The sequence below is a fragment of the Promicromonospora kroppenstedtii genome, assembly GCF_044389675.1.
Classification (GTDB): domain Bacteria; phylum Actinomycetota; class Actinomycetes; order Actinomycetales; family Cellulomonadaceae; genus Promicromonospora; species Promicromonospora kroppenstedtii.
Window position 1 is genome coordinate 96,229 of the sequence record NZ_JBIRYI010000010.1, and the last position, 15,723, is coordinate 111,951.

Sequence of the window (15,723 nt, forward strand, 5' to 3'; positions counted from 1 at the left end):
CCGTCCGCGCCACCCGGCGCGGCTGAAGCACGGAAGGCAGCACGATGACCCAGCCCGACGACGGGCCCACCGCGACCGGCCCGCAGAACCAGCCGGCGCCCGCGCAGCCGGCGCCCGACCAGCCGGTTCCCGCCCAGCCGGCGCCCGACCAGCCGGCGCCCGCCCAGCCGACGGCGGAGCAGCCGACGTCGCCCTACGGGCCCGCGTCCCCGACGTCGCCTGCCGGGCCGACGACGCCCGCCGCGCCGGTGTACGGCCACCCCGTGCAGCACGTGTCGGGTCCGCCGGTCCCGCCGGTCCAGGACGCCATGGTCCACCCGGAGCAGAACGCTGCGGGCCAGCCTGCCCAGTACCCGTCCGGCCAGTACCCGTCGGGCCAGTACCCCACTGGCCAGCCGGTCCAGTACCCGTCGGGCCAGTACCCCACGGGCCAGTACACCTCCGGGCAGTACGCCTCCGGTCAGGTCCAGCCGTACCCGCCGCAGTACCAGTACGGCTACGCGCCCGCGCCGCCGAAGAACGACCTGGGCGTCTGGTCGCTGGTGACGGGCATCCTGAGCTGGATCATGTGCCCGCTCGTGCTCGGCGTCGTCGCGATCTTCACCGGGAACGCGAGCCGCAAGGCGGTCCGCGAGGGACTGGCGAACAACCCCGGCTCGGCGACGGCGGGGCTGGTCCTCGGCTGGATCAACGTGGGCCTCTTCGGCGTCGGGATCCTCGTGTGGATCATGTTCCTGTTCTTCGGGCTCCTCGGCGCCGCGTTCTCCGTGTCCCAGTCGTGAGCGGCCCACGTACGAGCGCCCGGCCGCGTGTCCGCGTCCCGCGTACCTGGTGGAAGGTGGAAGCATGACCCAGCCCGACGAGTGGAAGTCGCCCTACGACCCGCCCGCACCGCCCGCCGACCGGGGTGCCCGGCCAGGGCCTGCACCGGACCAGCCCGCACTCGACCAGCCGGCGCCGCCCAGCCCTTACGGGCAGCCCTACCCGCAGCAGCCCGCGCCGCCGCCGTACGGGGCTCAGCCCCACCAGCAGCCGTACGGACCGGGCCAGCCCTATCCGGGCCAGCCGTATCCCGGCCAGCCCTACCAGTACGGCGCGGCCTACGGCTACGTCGCCCCGCCCGAGAAGAACGCCCTGGGCATCTGGTCCCTCGTGCTCGGCATCCTGAGCGTCATCATGCTGTTCAGCTGCGGGGTCGGGTTCCTCGCCGGCATCCCGGCGGTCATCACCGGGCACCTCAGCCGCAGGGCGCAGAAGGAGGGCCTGGCGGACAACGGCGGCATGGGCCTCGCCGGGCTCATCACCGGCTGGGTCACGATCGGCCTCACCCTCCTCGCGGTGGTCGGGCTCGTCATCCTGTTCAGCATCCCGGAGTTCCGTGAGGGCTTCTTCGACGAGACGACCTCCACCTACGACTACGAGTACTGAGCCGCCGCCTGGCGGGGCCGCGGATCACGCACCCGCGGACGCGTCGGCCACGTACCCGTCGGGCCGCACCAGCAGGGCCGTCGCGCCGCCGTCGGTCCGGCGGGTCACGACGCGCTCGGCGGGGTCCACCTCGCCGAGCGCGGCGGGGAGGTCCGGCGTCGGGGCCCCGGCGGGCGCGACCAGCACGAACCGGCCCGCGCGGAGTGCCTCGGCCAGGCGCGTGCCACCCTCCAGCGGCAGGTCGCGCGCCCGCGTGCCGACCAGCGGGTGCGCCCCGTGCGGGCGCGGGTAGGCGACGCCGAGCGCGGACACGGTGAGCGCCGCCCGGCGGCGCACGGGCGCCACCCGTGACACCAGGCCGACGACGCCGCTCCGCACCGCCGCGACGAACGGGCCCGGCAGGGTCGCGACCCGCAGGATCCCGCCGCTGGTGCGCAGCACCTGCCGCCCCACCGGGTGCCGCTCGGTGTCGTAGCTCTCCAGCACCACGCCGGCCGTGTCGTCGGGCAGGCGGAGCGCGGCGGCGAGCTTCCAGCCGAGGTTGGCGGCGTCCTGCATGCCGGTGTTCATGCCCAGGCCGCCCGCGGGACTGTGCACGTGCGCGGCGTCGCCGGCGAGGAAGACCCGGCCGGCACGGTAGGTGGGGGCCTGCCGTTCGTCCGCGTGGAAGCGGGACAGGAAGCGCGCCTCGGTCATGCCGAAGTCGTCGTGCAGCGTGGCGCGGGCGATGGCGCGCACCTCGTCGAGGTCGACGGGCTCGTCCTCGCTCACGTCGCGGTCGCCGTGCCAGCCGATGAACCGGTACCAGCCGTCGCCGAACGGGGCGAGGAACCCGAGCGAGTCGTTCGCGGCGGCTACCGTGAGCAGGTCGGCGGGCCGCCGTGCCAGCCGCACGTCGGCCAGGACCATCGAGCGGATCACGGCCCGGCCGGGGAACGGGATGCCGACCGCGCCGCGCACGGTGGACCGCGCGCCGTCGGCGCCGACGACGTACCGGGCGCGCAGGCTCGCCCCGTCGGCGGTGGTGACCGTGACGCCGTCGGAGTCCTGGACGAGGCCGCTGACCTGCAGGTCGTGCCGGAAGACGACGCCCGCCTCCTCGGCGCGGCGGCGCAGCAGCCGCTCCACCTCGTACTGGGGCGCGATCAGCACGTACCGGAACCGGGACGGCAGGCCGGCCAGGTCGATGGTGAGCCGCTGGAAGAGCCGGAGGCTGGTGACCGGCTGCCCGCGGGTGAGCAGCTCGTCCGCCAGCCCGCGCGCGTCCAGGACCTCCAGGCTGCGTGCGTGCACGGCGAACGCCCGGGTCAGGTTGCTCAGCCCGGCCGGCCGCTTCTCCAGCACGATGACGCGCGCCCCGCCCGTGGCCAGATCTCCGGCGAGCAGCAGGCCGGTCGGTCCCGCCCCGACGACTACGACGTCCGCGTCCATGGTGTCCTCCTGCGAGCTGAGTCAACGAGTGTTTGCCAACGCCTGTTGACCAACATAGCGGACCCGTGCGGCAGAGGTCAACGGATGTTGGCATACAGTTGTTGGCATGGCAGACACGGATGTTCCGCGGCGCCGGTCCGACGTGACCCGGGCGGCGATCCTGGACGCGGCCCGGACGCGGTTCGCGGCCGACGGCTACGAGCGCGCCACGGTGCGCGCCATCGCGCAGGACGCAGGCATCGACCCGTCGATGGTGATGCGCTACTACGGCTCCAAGGAGGGCCTGTTCGCGGCCGTCATCGACGTGGAGCTGGTGCTCCCGGACCTGGCCGAGATCTCCGCGGACGACGTCGGGACCGTTCTCGTGGGGCACTTCCTGGACCTCTGGGAGCACGACAGCGTGCTGCAGACCCTCCTGCGTGTCGGCGTGACCAACGAGGCAGGCGCCGAGCGGATGCGCGGCGTGTTCTCCGGCCAGATCCTGCCGCTCGCCGAGCGGTTCGTGGCGACCCGGGCGGACGCCGCGCGCCGAGCCGCGCTGGTGGCCTCGCAGGTGCTCGGCATGGCCCTGGTGCGGTACGTGCTGCGCTTCGGTCCCGCCGCTCAGATGTCGCGGGCCGACCTCGTCGCCTGGGTGGGGCCGACCGTGCAGCGGTACCTCACGGCGCCTGAGCCCTGACCGGAGAGCTCCCAGCCTGTGGCGGTCGACCCGTCGCTGTTAAACGGTTAGTGCCGTGTTCACCGGACAGGCCGCGCCGTACGTTTCCGGGACCGCGCCGCCGTCGTCGCAGAAACGGAGACCACGCCATGTCCATCGATACATCCGGCTCCACGCGCACCCCCGACCGCACCGCCGCCCGTACCCCGGCCCGGACCGGCCGGCCCCTCGTCGATCGGGCGGCGCCCCTGATCCGGCGGGCGGCGCCCGTGCTCGGGTGGGTGGTCACCCTGGCCGTCGCGGCGCAGCTCGCCCAGGGCGCCTACGGACAGCTCACCGAGTCCGAGCGGTCGGTCGGCATGTTCGAGGCCATCGGCTACCCGGCCTCGGCGGTCCTCCTGATCGGCGTGCTGCAGGGGGTCGCCGTCCTGCTCTACGTGGTGCCCTGGACGGCGTTCCTCGGCGCCCTGCTCCTCACCGCCTACCTGGGCGGCGCCGTTGCCGCGCACGTCCGCCTGGAGGACTCCCTGGCGCACGCGCTGACGCCCGTCCTGTTCGCGGTGGGTATCTGGGCCGCGCTGTTCCTGCGCAGCGAGCGCATCCGCGGCGCCGTGCTCACCGGCCGGTGACAGGGCGGTGACCGCGTCGGGGCGTGCCGTGATTCACGTTGCGCCCCGACGTCGTCCCATGTCAGGCTGTGTTCGCTCCTGCGGGTGTGCCGCGCGTGTGAGGGAGCGACTGACAAGGACTGTGATGACGGGCATCTCCCGGTACGAGAACACCTCGCGCTGACGCCTGCCCTCTCCCCGAGGGCTCCGGGCGTCGGCATCAGCCACCACCCGGGAGTCCTTGCTGTGTTGTCCAACCCTTCTGTCGTGCTGCACGACGTCACCTTTGCCTGGCCCGACGGCGCCGTCGCGCTCGATCACGTCTCCGGCGCCTTCGGCCGCGGCCGCACCGGCCTGACCGGCCTCAACGGAGCCGGTAAGTCCACGCTGCTGCGCGTCGTCGCCGGCCTGCTGGCGCCCACGTCGGGTCGTGTCGCCCTCAGTGGCACCGCCGACTACCTGCCGCAGCGCATCACGCTCGACGTGCACGCCACGGTCGCCGACCTGCTCGGCATCACGCCCGTGGTCCGTGCCCTGCGCGCCATCGAGGCGGGCGACGTCGACGAGGCGCACTTCGACACCGTGGGCGACGACTGGGATGTCGAGGAGCGGGCCGTCGCGCTGCTCTCGGCGACCGGTCTGCCCACCGGGCTCGACCGCTCGGTCGCCACCCTCTCCGGCGGCGAGACCATGCTGACCGCGATCACCGGCGTGCGGCTGCGCCAGTCGAGCGGCGCCGCCTCCGTCGCGCTGCTCGACGAGCCGACCAACAACCTCGACGGCGCAGCGCGCGAGCGCCTGTACGAGCTGGTCAGGGGCTGGCGGGGCGCGCTCGTCGTGGTCTCGCACGACCTGGCGCTGCTGGAGCTGATGGACGACACGGCCGAGCTGCGTGCCGGGTCCCTGACGACGTTCGGCGGCCCCTACTCGGAGTACCGGGCGTGGCTCCAGGTGCAGCAGGAGGCCGCCGCACAGACGCTGCGTGCGGCCGAGCAGACGCTGCGCCGCGAGAAGCGGCAGCGGATCGAGGCGGAGGAGCGCATCGCGCACAGCGAGCGCAAGGGCCGCAAGGACGCCGCGAACAGCAAGTACGTCAAGGCCGTGATCAACGACCGGCGCAACAGCGCGGAGAAGTCGGCCGGTGCGCGCCGGGGGATGCTGGACGACAAGGTGGACGCCGCGCGCGCCGCCGTCGACCTGGCGGAGCGCGCGGTGCGCGACGACGACCGGATCTCGGTGGTCCTGCCCGACCCGGACGTGCCGGCCGGGCGCCGGCTGGCAGTGCTGCGGGGCGCGGACGGCCGCGAGGTGGTGGTCCAGGGTCCGGAGCGGATCGCGCTGACGGGCCCGAACGGCGTCGGCAAGACGACGCTCCTGGAGCGCCTGCTGTCGGGCGCGGACGGCGGGTCGGGCAACGGGTCGGGCAACGCGACGGACGGCACGACTGACGGTGAGCGGTCGGGCGCGTCGGGTGAGCTGTTGACCGAGCGCGTGGCGTACCTGCCGCAGCGGGTCGACGTGCTGCACGACGCGTCGTCGGTGCTGGACGCGGTGCGTGAGGGCGCGCCGCACGTGCCGCCGGGGGAGCTGCGCAACCTGCTGGCGCGGTTCCTGGTGCGGGGTGCGGCGGTGGACCGGCCGGTGGCGACGCTGTCGGGCGGCGAGCGGTTCCGGGTGGCGCTGGCGCGGCTGCTGCTGGCGGACCCGCCGGCGCAGCTCCTGGTGCTGGACGAGCCGACGAACAACCTCGACATCGCGAGCACCGACCAGCTCGTCGACGCGCTGTCCGCGTACCGTGGCGCGCTGCTGGTGGTCAGCCACGACTCGGCGTTCCTGGAGCGGCTCGGACTGGACGCCGAGATCCGGCTGGACACGGCGGGCAACCTGACGCACGTGCGGGCCTGAGGCGTACGTGATTACCCTGATGCGCCATTTTTCACCCCGGTTGTACGGTCTCTTTACTTATCCGACCGACATCTTCGGGAGACGACGATGAAGACCAACCCGAGGCGCCTCGCACTGCTCGGCGCCGTGACCGCGATGGTCCTGGCCGGCAGCGGCATGGTCGGCGCCGGCGCGATGGAGATCGCGGGTCCGCGGGCCGACGTGCAGGCGGAACCGGAGGCCCTGGCGGAGAAGATGCCCGGCGCGCCCTACCTGTACCTGGGCTGGGGCGACCCGCAGAACGCCACCTCGGTGATGAGCGAGACCGGGGTCTCGGCGTTCACCATGGCGTTCATGCTGTCGTCCGGCGGCTGCACGCCCGCGTGGGACGGCCAACGGCCGCTGACGGGTGGTACCGACGAGCAGACGATCGACGCGATCAAGGCCGCGGGCGGCCAGGTGCAGATCTCCTTCGGCGGCTACTCGGGCAACAAGCTCGGCCCGAACTGCTCCAGCCCGGAGGCGTTCGCGGGCGCGGTGCAGCAGGTCATCGACGCGCACGGGCCCGACGTCGTGGACTTCGACATCGAGAACACCGACGAGTACGAGGACTACGCCGTCCAGGACCGCATCCTGCAGGGGATCGCGATCGTCAAGCAGAACAACCCCGACGTGAAGGCCGTCGTGACGATCCCGACCACGACGACCGGACCGGGCGGGGCGGGCTCGCGCCTCATCACGCGCGCCGCCGAGCTGGGCACGCCGATCGACAACTACACGATCATGACGTTCGACTTCGGGGGCTCCGACATGGTGGCCGACACGATCAACGCCGCCGAGGGCCTGAAGGACCAGCTCGCGGCCGCGCACGGCTGGTCCGACGATCAGGCCTACTCGTACTCCGGGATCTCCGGCATGAACGGGCTGTCCGACGTCGGTGAGACCACGACGCCGGCGCAGTGGACCGAGATCCGGGACTGGGCGAGCTCCCACGGGCTGACCCGGTTCGCGTACTGGGCCGTGAACCGCGACCGCGGCTGCGAGGGCGGCGGCGTGACGTCCAACTGCAGCGGCATCGCGCAGGAGGACCTCGAGTTCACGCGGATCACCGCCGGGTTCTGACCTCGCCACCTCGCCGACGGGCACCGGTTCGCAGCCTGCGAGCCGGTGCCCGTCGTCGTCGAGCAAGAACCTGTGTGGTTCCTGTACGGGTAAGCCCCAATGTTGCGGGCGTCAAGGAAGTCGTACGTTCTCCTCACTTACCGACCTGAAAGTTTGAGGAGGACGACCATGGAAGCACGTCAACGGCGCCATGCTCTTCGATGGCGTGGACTCGGCGGCCTCGCGGCACTGGCCCTGGGGCTCACCACGGTGCTCACGCTCGGCGGTGGTGCGGTGCCCGCGCAGGCGGCCACGGGCGCCATCACCGGCTACGGCGGCAAGTGCGTCGACGTCGCGGCGGCCAGCTCGGCGAACGGGACGCAGATCCAGCTCTACGGCTGCAACGGCACGAACGCCCAGAGCTGGGACGTACGCTCCGACGGCACGGTCCGGGCGCTCGGCAAGTGCCTCGACGTCGCCGACGCGAGCACCGCGAACGGTGCCCGCATCCAGCTCTGGGACTGCAACGGCAGCGCCGCGCAGCGCTGGACAGCGGGCGCGGACGGCACGCTGCGCGCGCTCGGCAAGTGCCTGGACGCCACAGGGCCGAGCTCCGCGGACGGCACGCCGCTGCAGCTCTGGGACTGCTTCGCCGGCGCCAACCAGCGCTGGACGCTGCCGTCCGGCGGCGGCAACCCGGAGCCGAACCCGGCGAAGATGCCGGGCGCGCCCTACCTGTACCTGGGCTGGGGCAACCCGCCGAGCGCGACCTCGGTGATGAGCCAGACCGGTGTGCGCGCGTTCACCATGGCGTTCATCCTGTCCTCCGGGGGCTGCAACCCGGCGTGGGACGGCAGCCGTCCGCTCACCGGCGGCGTCGACCAGCAGACCATCAACGCGATCAAGGCCGCCGGCGGCCAGGTACAGATCTCGTTCGGCGGCTGGTCCGGCAACAAGCTCGGCCCCAACTGCTCGACACCGGCCGCCTACGCCGGGGCCGTGCAGCAGGTCATCAACGCGCACCAGCCCAACGTCGTGGACTTCGACATCGAGAACTCCGACGAGTTCGAGAACTACACCGTGCAGGACCGCATCCTCCAGGGCCTGATCATCGTCAAGCAGAACAACCCGAACGTGAAGATCGCCGTCACGATCGGCACGGGCCGCAGCGGGCCGGAGGGCGCGGGCACCCGGCTGATCAACCGGGCCGCGCAGCTCGGCGTCCCGATCGACAACTACACGATCATGCCGTTCAACTTCGGCTCGTCGAACATCGCTCAGGACACGATCAACGCGTCCGAGGGGCTGAAGAACCAGCTCAAGTCGGCCAACGGCTGGACCGACGCCCAGGCTTACGCCCACATGGGCATCTCCGGCATGAACGGGAGCTCCGACCAGGGCGAGATCACCACCACCGCCGCCTGGACGCAGATCCGTGACTACGCGCGGAACAACGGCCTGACGCGGCTGGCGTTCTGGTCCGTCAACCGGGACCAGCCCGGGTTCGAGTTCACACGCATCACGGGAGGCTTCTGATGAGGGTCCGTAGCAGGTCGGCCGGCCGCAGCCGGGTGCTGCTCGCGCTCGCCGTCGCCGTCGGGCTGGTTCTGCCCGTGGCAGCCGCCGGGACCGCGGCCGCCGCGCCCGGCTCGCGCGCAGTCGTCGGGCAGCAGGCGGCGGCAGTGCCGGACGTCGCTCCGGACGCCGTCCCCGCCGATGTGCCGACGACGTTCACGCACCCCGGCGTGCACGTCAGCGCGCCGCAGCTCGACTTCATCCGGGGTCGCGTCCAGGCGGGCGCGCAGCCCTGGCGGAGCGCATACGACTCGATGATGGGCAGCCGGTACGCGTCGCTGTCCTACACGCCGCACCCGCGGGCCGTGGTCGAGTGCGGGTCGTACTCCAACCCGAACTACGGGTGCACCGACGAGCGCGAGGACGCCATCGCGGCGTACACCCACGCCCTGGCCTGGTCGATCACCCGGGACACGAGGTACGCCCAGAAGGCGATCTCGATCATGAACGCGTGGTCGCCGGTGATCCGGGACCACACCAACTCCAACGCCCCGCTGCAGACGGCGTGGGCCGGCTCGGTGTGGCCGCGCGCCGCGGAGATCATCCGGTACACGGGTGCGGGCTGGGCAGCGGCCGACGTCGACCGGTTCGAGACGATGCTCCGGAACGTCTACCTGCCCGAGGTGATCAACGGCTCCAACAGCAACGGCAACTGGGAGCTGTCGATGATGGAGGCCGCCGTCGGGATCTCGATCTTCCTCGACGACCGCAACGCCTACGCCTCGGCCCGCCAGCGGTTTCTGGTCCGGGTGCCCGCGTTCATCTACCTGACCTCCGACGGCTCGGTGCCGCGCACCGTGCCGGGCTCCGGCCGGGACACACCGGACCAGATCTTCGCGTACTGGCACAACCAGCGCACGCTGGTCAACGGCCTGTCGCAGGAGACCTGTCGCGACTTCACGCACACCGGCTACGGCATCTCGGCGATCTCGCACGTGGCCGAGACCGCCGCGATCCAGGGTGACGACCTGTACCCGCAGGTGGGGGAGAGGCTGCGGCACGCGCTCGGGTTCCACTCGACCTACCAGCGAGGCACGGCCGTCCCGTCCTGGCTCTGCGGCGGGTCGGTGCACCTGGGCCTCGGCCCGGTCACCGAGGTCGGCTTCAACGCCCTGCACAACCGGCAGGGGTTCGCGATGAGCAACACGCAGGCCCTGACGGAGTCGTCGCGTCCGGCGGGAACGAACAACCTGTTCGTCGCGTGGGAGACCCTGACCCACGCGGACAACCCGAACGTGCTGCCGTAGCGCGGCAGTTTGCCCCGCAGACTCGGCAGTTTGCACGGCGGACTCGGCAGTTGGCATCGAGATCGGCTCAGGCCTGAGCCGATCTCGATGCCAACTGCCGAGTGCTCCGCAAGCTGCCGAACGTCAGCGCTCCGTGTACCAGGTGTGCATCAGGTAGTCCTTCTCCGGGCCCGTCACGTGCCAGCGCAGCTCCCAGGACGACGCCCGCGACGCCGGCACCTCGATGCCGCCCTGGTACAGGTCCCGTCCGCACAGGTGCTCGACGGCGCCGGCGGTCCAGGGGTGGAAGTCGCGGCCGTCCTCGAAGGTCACCCGCCACCCGGGAGCGGCCCCGCCGTCGGACGCGGCCCCGCCGCCGGACGCGGCCCCGCCGCCGCGCTCGGTCCTACCTTCGGCCGCGGCCCCGCCGTCGTGCCCCGCCTCCCGGACGATGAACAGCGTGCGCGTCACCGGCGTCGTGCCCGCGGCCCAGCGGAGCGTGCCGTGCTCCGCCCAGCGCACGCGGCCGTCGTCCTCCACCGAGAACCGGGCCTCGCCGTCGGCGGAGTACTCGGCGCCGTCGGCGTGCCGGATCTCCCGCCGGAAGTCCCAGGTGCCCACGAGTCGCAACGGATCCACGCCCACGACCCTAGACCGCGGTCCCGACCCCACGGAAAGCGTGCGCCCCCGGGGCAGCCGATGGGCGAGGATGTTCCCCATGACCTCGACCCATGAGACCACCACGCCCACGGAGCTGGACCCGGCCAACCCCTTCGCCGCGCCGTCCACCCTTCCGTACGGGCTGCCCGACTTCTCCGCGATCCGCGAGGAGCACTACGAGCCCGCGATCCTGGCCGGCATGGCGGCCCACCGGGCCGAGGTCGAGGCCATCGCCACCAACCCCGAGCCCGCGACGGTCGAGAACACGCTGGAGGCGCTGGAGCGCTCCGGTCAGCTCCTGGGCCGCGCCGCCCGCGCGTACTTCAACCAGCTGCCCTCGGACTCGACCCCCGGGCTCGAGGACGTCCAGGAGCGGCTCGCGCCCCTGTTCGCCGCCCACCAGGACGCGATCAACATGGACGCCCGCCTCCACGCGCGCACGAAGGCCCTGGCCGACGCCGCGGCGGCCGGCGGCCTGGTGCTCGAACCCGACACCGCTTACCTGCTCGAGAAGCAGATGACGCAGTTCAAGCGGTCCGGCATCGCGCTGTCCGCGGGGGACCAGGACACGCTGCGTGAGCTCAACGCACGCATCACGACGCTGGAGGCGAGCTTCGGGCGCAAGCTGCTGGCCGGCGCCAACGAGGCGAGCGTGCTCGTGACCGACGAGGCCGAGCTCGCCGGGCTCTCCGCGGACGCCAAGGCAGGTGCCCGCGCCGCCGCCGAGGCGCGCGGCCAGGACGGCTGGCTGCTGGAGATGCAGCTCTTCACGCACCAGAACGTGCTCGCCTCGCTGGAGGACGCCGCCACCCGTGAGCGCGTGCAGAGCGCGTCCATGGCGCGTGGCGCCACCGGCGGCGAGAACGACACCCGTGAGGTGCTCCTGGAGCTCGCCCGCCTGCGGGCCCGGCACGCGCAGCTGCTCGGCTACGAGCACCACGCCGCGTACATCGCCGCCGACGCGACCGCCGGCACCACCGCCGCCGTCAACGAGATGCTCGGGCGCCTCGCGCCCGCCGCCGTCGCCAACGCGCGACGCGAGGCGGCCGAGCTCGCCAAGGTGAGCGGCACCCCGGCGTCGGACGGCGTGCCCGCCGCGGACTGGTCCTACCTCAACGAGGCCGTGCGCAAGGAGCGCTTCGACCTGGACGACGCCGCACTGCGCCCCTACCTGGAGCTCGAGCGCGTGCTGCGCGACGGCGTCTTCAAGGCGGCCGGCCTGCTGTTCGGCCTCTCCTTCGTCGAGCGTCCCGACCTGCCGGGCTACCACCCGGACGTCCGCGTGTTCGAGGTGTTCGACAGCGTCGAGCCGGGGGAGCCGAACACCGGTCTCGGCCTGTTCCTCGGCGACTTCTACACCCGCGAGTCCAAGCGCGGCGGGGCGTGGATGGACAGCCTCGTCGTGCAGAACAGCCTGCTGGGCGAGAAGCCCGTCGTGGTCAACAACCTCAACATCGTGGGGCCGCCGGCCGGCGAGCCCACGCTGCTCGTGTGGGACGAGGTCACCACCCTGTTCCACGAGTTCGGGCACGCCCTGCACGGCCTGCTCAGCGACGTGCGCTACCCCTCGCAGTCCGGCACCTCCGTGCCGCGCGACTTCGTCGAGTACCCCTCCCAGGTCAACGAGATGTGGTCCTGGGACCCGGAGATCCTGAAGTCCTTCGCGGTGCACCACGCCACCGGCGAGCCCATGCCCGCCCACTGGGTCGACACCATGCTGGCCTCCCGCGTCTGGGGCGAGGGCTTCTCCACCACCGAGTACCTCGCCGCCGCGCTGCTCGACCAGGCCTGGCACCAGCTCACGCCCGACCAGGTGCCGACCTCGGTCGACGACGTGCTGCCCTTCGAGGCGGCGGCGCTCGCGGCCGCGGGCGTGGACTTCGCCTCCGTGCCGCCCCGCTACCGCAGCACGTACTTCAACCACATCTTCGGCGGCGGCTACTCGGCCGGGTACTACTCGTACATCTGGTCCGAGGTGCTCGACGCCGACACCGTGCAGTGGTACGCCGAGAACGGCGGGCTGACCCGGGAGAACGGCGAGGCGTTCCGGCGCAAGCTGCTCGCCCGCGGCGGGTCGCAGGACCCGCTGGCCTCGTTCGCGGACCTGCGGGGCCGGGCGGCGGAGATCACGCCGCTGCTGGAGCGTCGCGGTCTCGTCTGAGTCATGGGACGCGGGGCCACGGGTGACCGGCCGGGCCGTCCGGCCGGTTACCGTGGCCCCTGTGACTGAGACTGTTCCGACTTCCGCGCCCGTGCCCACCGCCGCCGACGAGGTCATCCGGATCTGCCAGGAGCTGATCCGGTTCGACACGTCGAACTACGGCGACAACGAGGGCCCGGGGGAGCGCGCCGCGGCCGAGTACGTCATGGAGCTGCTGCACGAGGTGGGCCTGGAGCCCGAGCTGTTCGAGTCCAGCCCGGGGCGCGCCTCCGTCGTCGTCCGGCTGGAGGGGCAGGACCGGGCCCGGCCCGCGCTGGTGCTGCACGGGCACCTCGACGTGGTGCCCGCCGCGAAGGACGACTGGAGCGTGGACCCGTTCGGCGCCGAGCTCACCGAGGGGCTCCTGTGGGGCCGCGGCGCCGTCGACATGAAGGACATGGACGCCATGATCCTGGCTGTCGTGCGGCAGATGGTGCGCGAAGGCCGCAAGCCCGCGCGCGATGTCGTGGTCGCGTTCTTCGCCGACGAGGAGGCAGGCGGCGTCTACGGCGCCCGCTGGGCCGTGGACAACAAGCCCGAGCTGTTCGAGGGCGCCACCGAGGCGATCTCCGAGGTGGGCGGCTACTCGGTCGAGGTGGACGGCAAGCGCGCCTACCTCCTGCAGACGGCGGAGAAGGGCATCGCCTGGCTGCGCCTGATCGCCGACGGCCGCGCCGGGCACGGTTCGCAGGTCAACCACGAGAACGCGGTCACGGAGCTCGCCGCCGCCGTCGCGCGGATCGGCCGGCACGCCTGGCCGTACACGGTCACGCCCACGGTCGACGCGCTGCTGCGCGGCGTGAGCGACCTGACGGGTCTGCCCGTGGACTACGAGGACCCCACCACGATCGACGCGCTGGTCGACGCGCTCGGTCCGGTCGCGAAGTTCGTGGGCGCCACCGTGCGCAACACGTCGAACCCGACCCAGCTGGAGTCCGGATACAAGGCCAACGTGATCCCCGGCCGGGCCGAGGCGACCGTGGACGTGCGCCTCCTGCCAGGCCACGAGGAGGCCGGGATGGCCACGCTGCGCGAGCTCGCCGGGCCGAACGTCCGGATCGAGCCGATCCACCTGGACACCGCCCTGGAGGTGCCGTTCAGCGGGTCGCTGGTCGACGCGATGGTGGCCGCGATCGACGCAGAGGACCCGGGCGCCAAGGTGCTGCCCTACACGCTGTCCGGCGGCACGGACAACAAGTCGCTGCACCGCCTGGGCATCACCGGATACGGCTTCGCGCCGCTGCAGCTGACCAACGACCTCGACTTCGCCGGCATGTTCCACGGCGTCGACGAGCGGGTGCCGACCGAGGCCCTCAAGTTCGGCACACGCGTGCTGGACCGCCTGCTCGCCACCTGCTGACGGCCCGCTGATCTGCGCCGGTCGAGACGGACTGTTCGCTGGTCGAGCCTGTCGAGACCCGTCTCCACAGGCTCGACCGGCGGGCCTGCCCGCCCTGCTACGCCGCGAGCTCGGCGAGCAGCGCGCGCGTCCTGGGCAGGTACGAGCGGCCGAACAGCACCGCGTGCACGGCCAGCGGGTAGAGCTGGTGCAGGCGCACCCGGTCGCGCCAGCCGGGCGCGAGCGGGTGCGCCTCCTGGTACCCGGCGAGGATCTCGGGAAGGTGCGGTGCCCCGAAGAACGCGAGCATCGCAAGGTCGGTCTCGCGGTGCCCGCCGTGGGCCGCCGGGTCAATGAGCACGGCCTCGGTCGCGCCGGCCGTCCCGTCGCCGACCCACAGCACGTTGCCGGACCAGAGGTCCCCGTGCAGGCGTGCGGGGCCGTCGTCGGCGCCGGCACCCGCGAGGCGGGGCAGCTGGGTGCAGACGGCCTCGACCAGCGCGGCGTCGTCGCGGTCGAGCACACCGCGCGCACGGCCCTGGTCGAGCAGCGGGCGCAGCCGCGCGTCGGCGTAGAACTCCGGCCAGGAGCTCCACGTCCCGCCCACCATCGGCAGCGGGTCGCGCAGCGGCCCGAACCATCCCGCCGGGTCGCCGGACCAGCCCCGGGCAGCGGGCGGCCCGGCGCCGAACGCGGCCGCACCGGCGTCGTGCAGGGTGGCCAGGGCACGCCCGAAGGCGTGCCCGTCCTGCGGGCGTGGTGAGTCGGACGGCAGACGCTCCAGGTCGAGGTGACCGGGACCGACGTCGCGCACCTCGACGATGCGCGGCCCGCCGGAGACGCGGAGCCAGTCCAGGCCGGCCGCCTCGCGGGCGAAGAACCCGGCGGGGGCGCCGGCATCGGCCTTGCGGAACGCGTCGGGCGCCGGGCCGCCGTCCGTCACAGGGTGGAGGAGACCTTGATGATCTTGCGGCGGAGCCAGACCTTGCGCCTGCCGCCGATGTAGAGAAGGGTCCGTGCCAGTTCCCAACGGCCGTACTCGGCTTCGTCGGTGAGCGCCTTGCGGGCGTCCGGCACGGTGGTGTCCGGCTCGAAGGTCACGACGCGGTACTCGTACTGACTGTTCTTGCGGAACACGGAGCCGTCTCTCGCCATCTGATGCACCGTCCTCGGGTCGTGGGTGAGGTCAGTTTATGCCGGTTTGGTTGCAGACCGGTGACAGCAACAATTTTCGTCTGCCCATTGTGGCCCATGGGGCGCTACCTTCAAGGCATGACCGTTGAACCGCGTGCCGCGCTCGACCGCCTCGTAGCCGCACTCGAGGCCCACCATCACGCGGTCGCCACTCGCCGGAGTGACGACGACCCCGCAGTCGACGACGCCTACGACGTGCTCGCCGACGCCTACGAGGTGTACGAGGACTCCCTGGCGACAGTGTTCGGTGAGGTGACTCCGTTCTACCTGGCCGACGAGGTGGACGAGGACGACGAGGACGAGGACGAGGAGTCGGACGAGGACCTCGACGACATCGACTTCGACGACGACCTGGACGAGGCCGAGGCCGAGGAGGAGCCCCAGCCCGCACAGCAGCGTTGACCGGGCAAGGGCCAGGA

15 protein-coding genes are annotated in these 15,723 nt (G+C 72.4%); 11 read left to right on the forward strand and 4 right to left on the reverse strand.

The window, feature by feature from the left end; all coding sequences use genetic code 11:
* Window positions 1-44 precede the first annotated feature (44 nt).
* The gene (locus ACH47X_RS16935) at window positions 45-782 is read left to right on the forward strand and encodes a DUF4190 domain-containing protein (RefSeq protein ID WP_397405730.1); all 738 of its coding nucleotides are present in this window, start codon (window positions 45-47) and stop codon (window positions 780-782) included.
* Window positions 783-846: 64 nt separating this feature from the next.
* Window positions 847-1,428: a DUF4190 domain-containing protein gene (locus ACH47X_RS16940; RefSeq protein ID WP_397405731.1), complete on the forward strand. Its 582-nt coding sequence runs from the start codon at window positions 847-849 to the stop codon at window positions 1,426-1,428.
* Window positions 1,429-1,452: 24 nt separating this feature from the next.
* On the opposite strand, the gene ACH47X_RS16945 is transcribed toward ACH47X_RS16940, so the two are convergent.
* Complete coding sequence (locus ACH47X_RS16945) at window positions 1,453-2,859, reverse strand: FAD-dependent monooxygenase (protein WP_397405732.1); 1,407 nt, start codon at window positions 2,857-2,859, stop codon at window positions 1,453-1,455.
* A gap of 106 nt (window positions 2,860-2,965) precedes the next feature.
* On the opposite strand from ACH47X_RS16945, the gene ACH47X_RS16950 reads away from it, so the two are divergent.
* The 6 genes from ACH47X_RS16950 to ACH47X_RS16975 all read left to right on the forward strand — a co-directional run bounded on the left by ACH47X_RS16950 (window position 2,966) and on the right by ACH47X_RS16975 (window position 9,932).
* Window positions 2,966-3,538, forward strand: coding sequence for a TetR/AcrR family transcriptional regulator (locus tag ACH47X_RS16950; protein WP_397405733.1), 573 nt, complete (start codon window positions 2,966-2,968; stop codon window positions 3,536-3,538).
* Window positions 3,539-3,666: 128 nt separating this feature from the next.
* Entirely contained in the window at window positions 3,667-4,146 is a 480-nt protein-coding gene (locus ACH47X_RS16955; RefSeq protein WP_397405734.1) for a DoxX family protein, read from the forward strand.
* 246 nt (window positions 4,147-4,392) lie between these two features.
* Window positions 4,393-6,030, forward strand: a complete 1,638-nt coding sequence (locus ACH47X_RS16960) for an ABC-F family ATP-binding cassette domain-containing protein (RefSeq protein WP_397405735.1) — start codon at window positions 4,393-4,395, stop codon at window positions 6,028-6,030.
* Between the two features lie 87 nt (window positions 6,031-6,117).
* Window positions 6,118-7,131, forward strand: coding sequence for a chitinase (locus tag ACH47X_RS16965; RefSeq protein ID WP_397405736.1), 1,014 nt, complete (start codon window positions 6,118-6,120; stop codon window positions 7,129-7,131).
* A gap of 168 nt (window positions 7,132-7,299) precedes the next feature.
* Window positions 7,300-8,646, forward strand: a complete 1,347-nt coding sequence (locus tag ACH47X_RS16970; RefSeq protein WP_397405737.1) for a ricin-type beta-trefoil lectin domain protein — start codon at window positions 7,300-7,302, stop codon at window positions 8,644-8,646.
* A complete protein-coding gene (locus tag ACH47X_RS16975; RefSeq protein WP_397405738.1) occupies window positions 8,646-9,932 on the forward strand; it encodes an alginate lyase family protein in 1,287 nt (428 codons plus the stop codon). Before ACH47X_RS16970 ends, ACH47X_RS16975 begins: the two co-directional genes overlap by 1 nt.
* A gap of 123 nt (window positions 9,933-10,055) precedes the next feature.
* Here the strand turns inward: ACH47X_RS16975 and ACH47X_RS16980 are convergent, their stop codons facing one another.
* Complete coding sequence (locus ACH47X_RS16980) at window positions 10,056-10,550, reverse strand: DUF6314 family protein (RefSeq protein ID WP_397405739.1); 495 nt, start codon at window positions 10,548-10,550, stop codon at window positions 10,056-10,058.
* Between the two features lie 79 nt (window positions 10,551-10,629).
* On the opposite strand from ACH47X_RS16980, the gene ACH47X_RS16985 reads away from it, so the two are divergent.
* Together ACH47X_RS16985 and ACH47X_RS16990 are read left to right on the forward strand one after the other, a co-directional pair.
* Entirely contained in the window at window positions 10,630-12,732 is a 2,103-nt protein-coding gene (locus tag ACH47X_RS16985) for a M3 family metallopeptidase (RefSeq protein WP_397405740.1), read from the forward strand.
* A gap of 61 nt (window positions 12,733-12,793) precedes the next feature.
* Entirely contained in the window at window positions 12,794-14,131 is a 1,338-nt protein-coding gene (locus ACH47X_RS16990; RefSeq protein ID WP_397405741.1) for a M20/M25/M40 family metallo-hydrolase, read from the forward strand.
* A gap of 97 nt (window positions 14,132-14,228) precedes the next feature.
* On the opposite strand, the gene ACH47X_RS16995 is transcribed toward ACH47X_RS16990, so the two are convergent.
* Both ACH47X_RS16995 and ACH47X_RS17000 read right to left on the reverse strand, forming a co-directional pair.
* Window positions 14,229-15,053 (reverse strand): fructosamine kinase family protein, encoded by an 825-nt coding sequence (locus tag ACH47X_RS16995; RefSeq protein ID WP_397405742.1) that lies wholly within the window; start codon window positions 15,051-15,053, stop codon window positions 14,229-14,231.
* The gene (locus ACH47X_RS17000; RefSeq protein WP_020014707.1) at window positions 15,050-15,265 is read right to left on the reverse strand and encodes a DUF5703 family protein; all 216 of its coding nucleotides are present in this window, start codon (window positions 15,263-15,265) and stop codon (window positions 15,050-15,052) included. The genes ACH47X_RS16995 and ACH47X_RS17000 overlap by 4 nt, the downstream gene beginning before the upstream one ends.
* A gap of 117 nt (window positions 15,266-15,382) precedes the next feature.
* Between ACH47X_RS17000 and ACH47X_RS17005 the strand changes: the two genes are divergently transcribed.
* Window positions 15,383-15,706, forward strand: coding sequence for a primosomal protein (locus tag ACH47X_RS17005; protein ID WP_397405743.1), 324 nt, complete (start codon window positions 15,383-15,385; stop codon window positions 15,704-15,706).
* Window positions 15,707-15,723 lie beyond the last annotated feature (17 nt).

Excerpts from the sequence above, each read along its gene's own strand:
- ACH47X_RS16935 (WP_397405730.1), top strand. The coding sequence starts at position 45 with ATGACCCAGCCCGACGACGGGCCCACCGCGACCGGCCCGCAGAACCAG.
- ACH47X_RS16940 (WP_397405731.1), top strand. The coding sequence starts at position 847 with ATGACCCAGCCCGACGAGTGGAAGTCGCCCTACGACCCGCCCGCACCG.
- ACH47X_RS16945 (WP_397405732.1), bottom strand. The coding sequence starts at position 2,859 with ATGGACGCGGACGTCGTAGTCGTCGGGGCGGGACCGACCGGCCTGCTG.
- ACH47X_RS16950 (WP_397405733.1), top strand. The coding sequence starts at position 2,966 with ATGGCAGACACGGATGTTCCGCGGCGCCGGTCCGACGTGACCCGGGCG.
- ACH47X_RS16955 (WP_397405734.1), top strand. The coding sequence starts at position 3,667 with ATGTCCATCGATACATCCGGCTCCACGCGCACCCCCGACCGCACCGCC.
- ACH47X_RS16965 (WP_397405736.1), top strand. The coding sequence starts at position 6,118 with ATGAAGACCAACCCGAGGCGCCTCGCACTGCTCGGCGCCGTGACCGCG.
- ACH47X_RS16970 (WP_397405737.1), top strand. The coding sequence starts at position 7,300 with ATGGAAGCACGTCAACGGCGCCATGCTCTTCGATGGCGTGGACTCGGC.
- ACH47X_RS16975 (WP_397405738.1), top strand. The coding sequence starts at position 8,646 with ATGAGGGTCCGTAGCAGGTCGGCCGGCCGCAGCCGGGTGCTGCTCGCG.
- ACH47X_RS16985 (WP_397405740.1), top strand. The coding sequence starts at position 10,630 with ATGACCTCGACCCATGAGACCACCACGCCCACGGAGCTGGACCCGGCC.
- ACH47X_RS17000 (WP_020014707.1), bottom strand. The coding sequence starts at position 15,265 with ATGGCGAGAGACGGCTCCGTGTTCCGCAAGAACAGTCAGTACGAGTAC.
- ACH47X_RS17005 (WP_397405743.1), top strand. The coding sequence starts at position 15,383 with ATGACCGTTGAACCGCGTGCCGCGCTCGACCGCCTCGTAGCCGCACTC.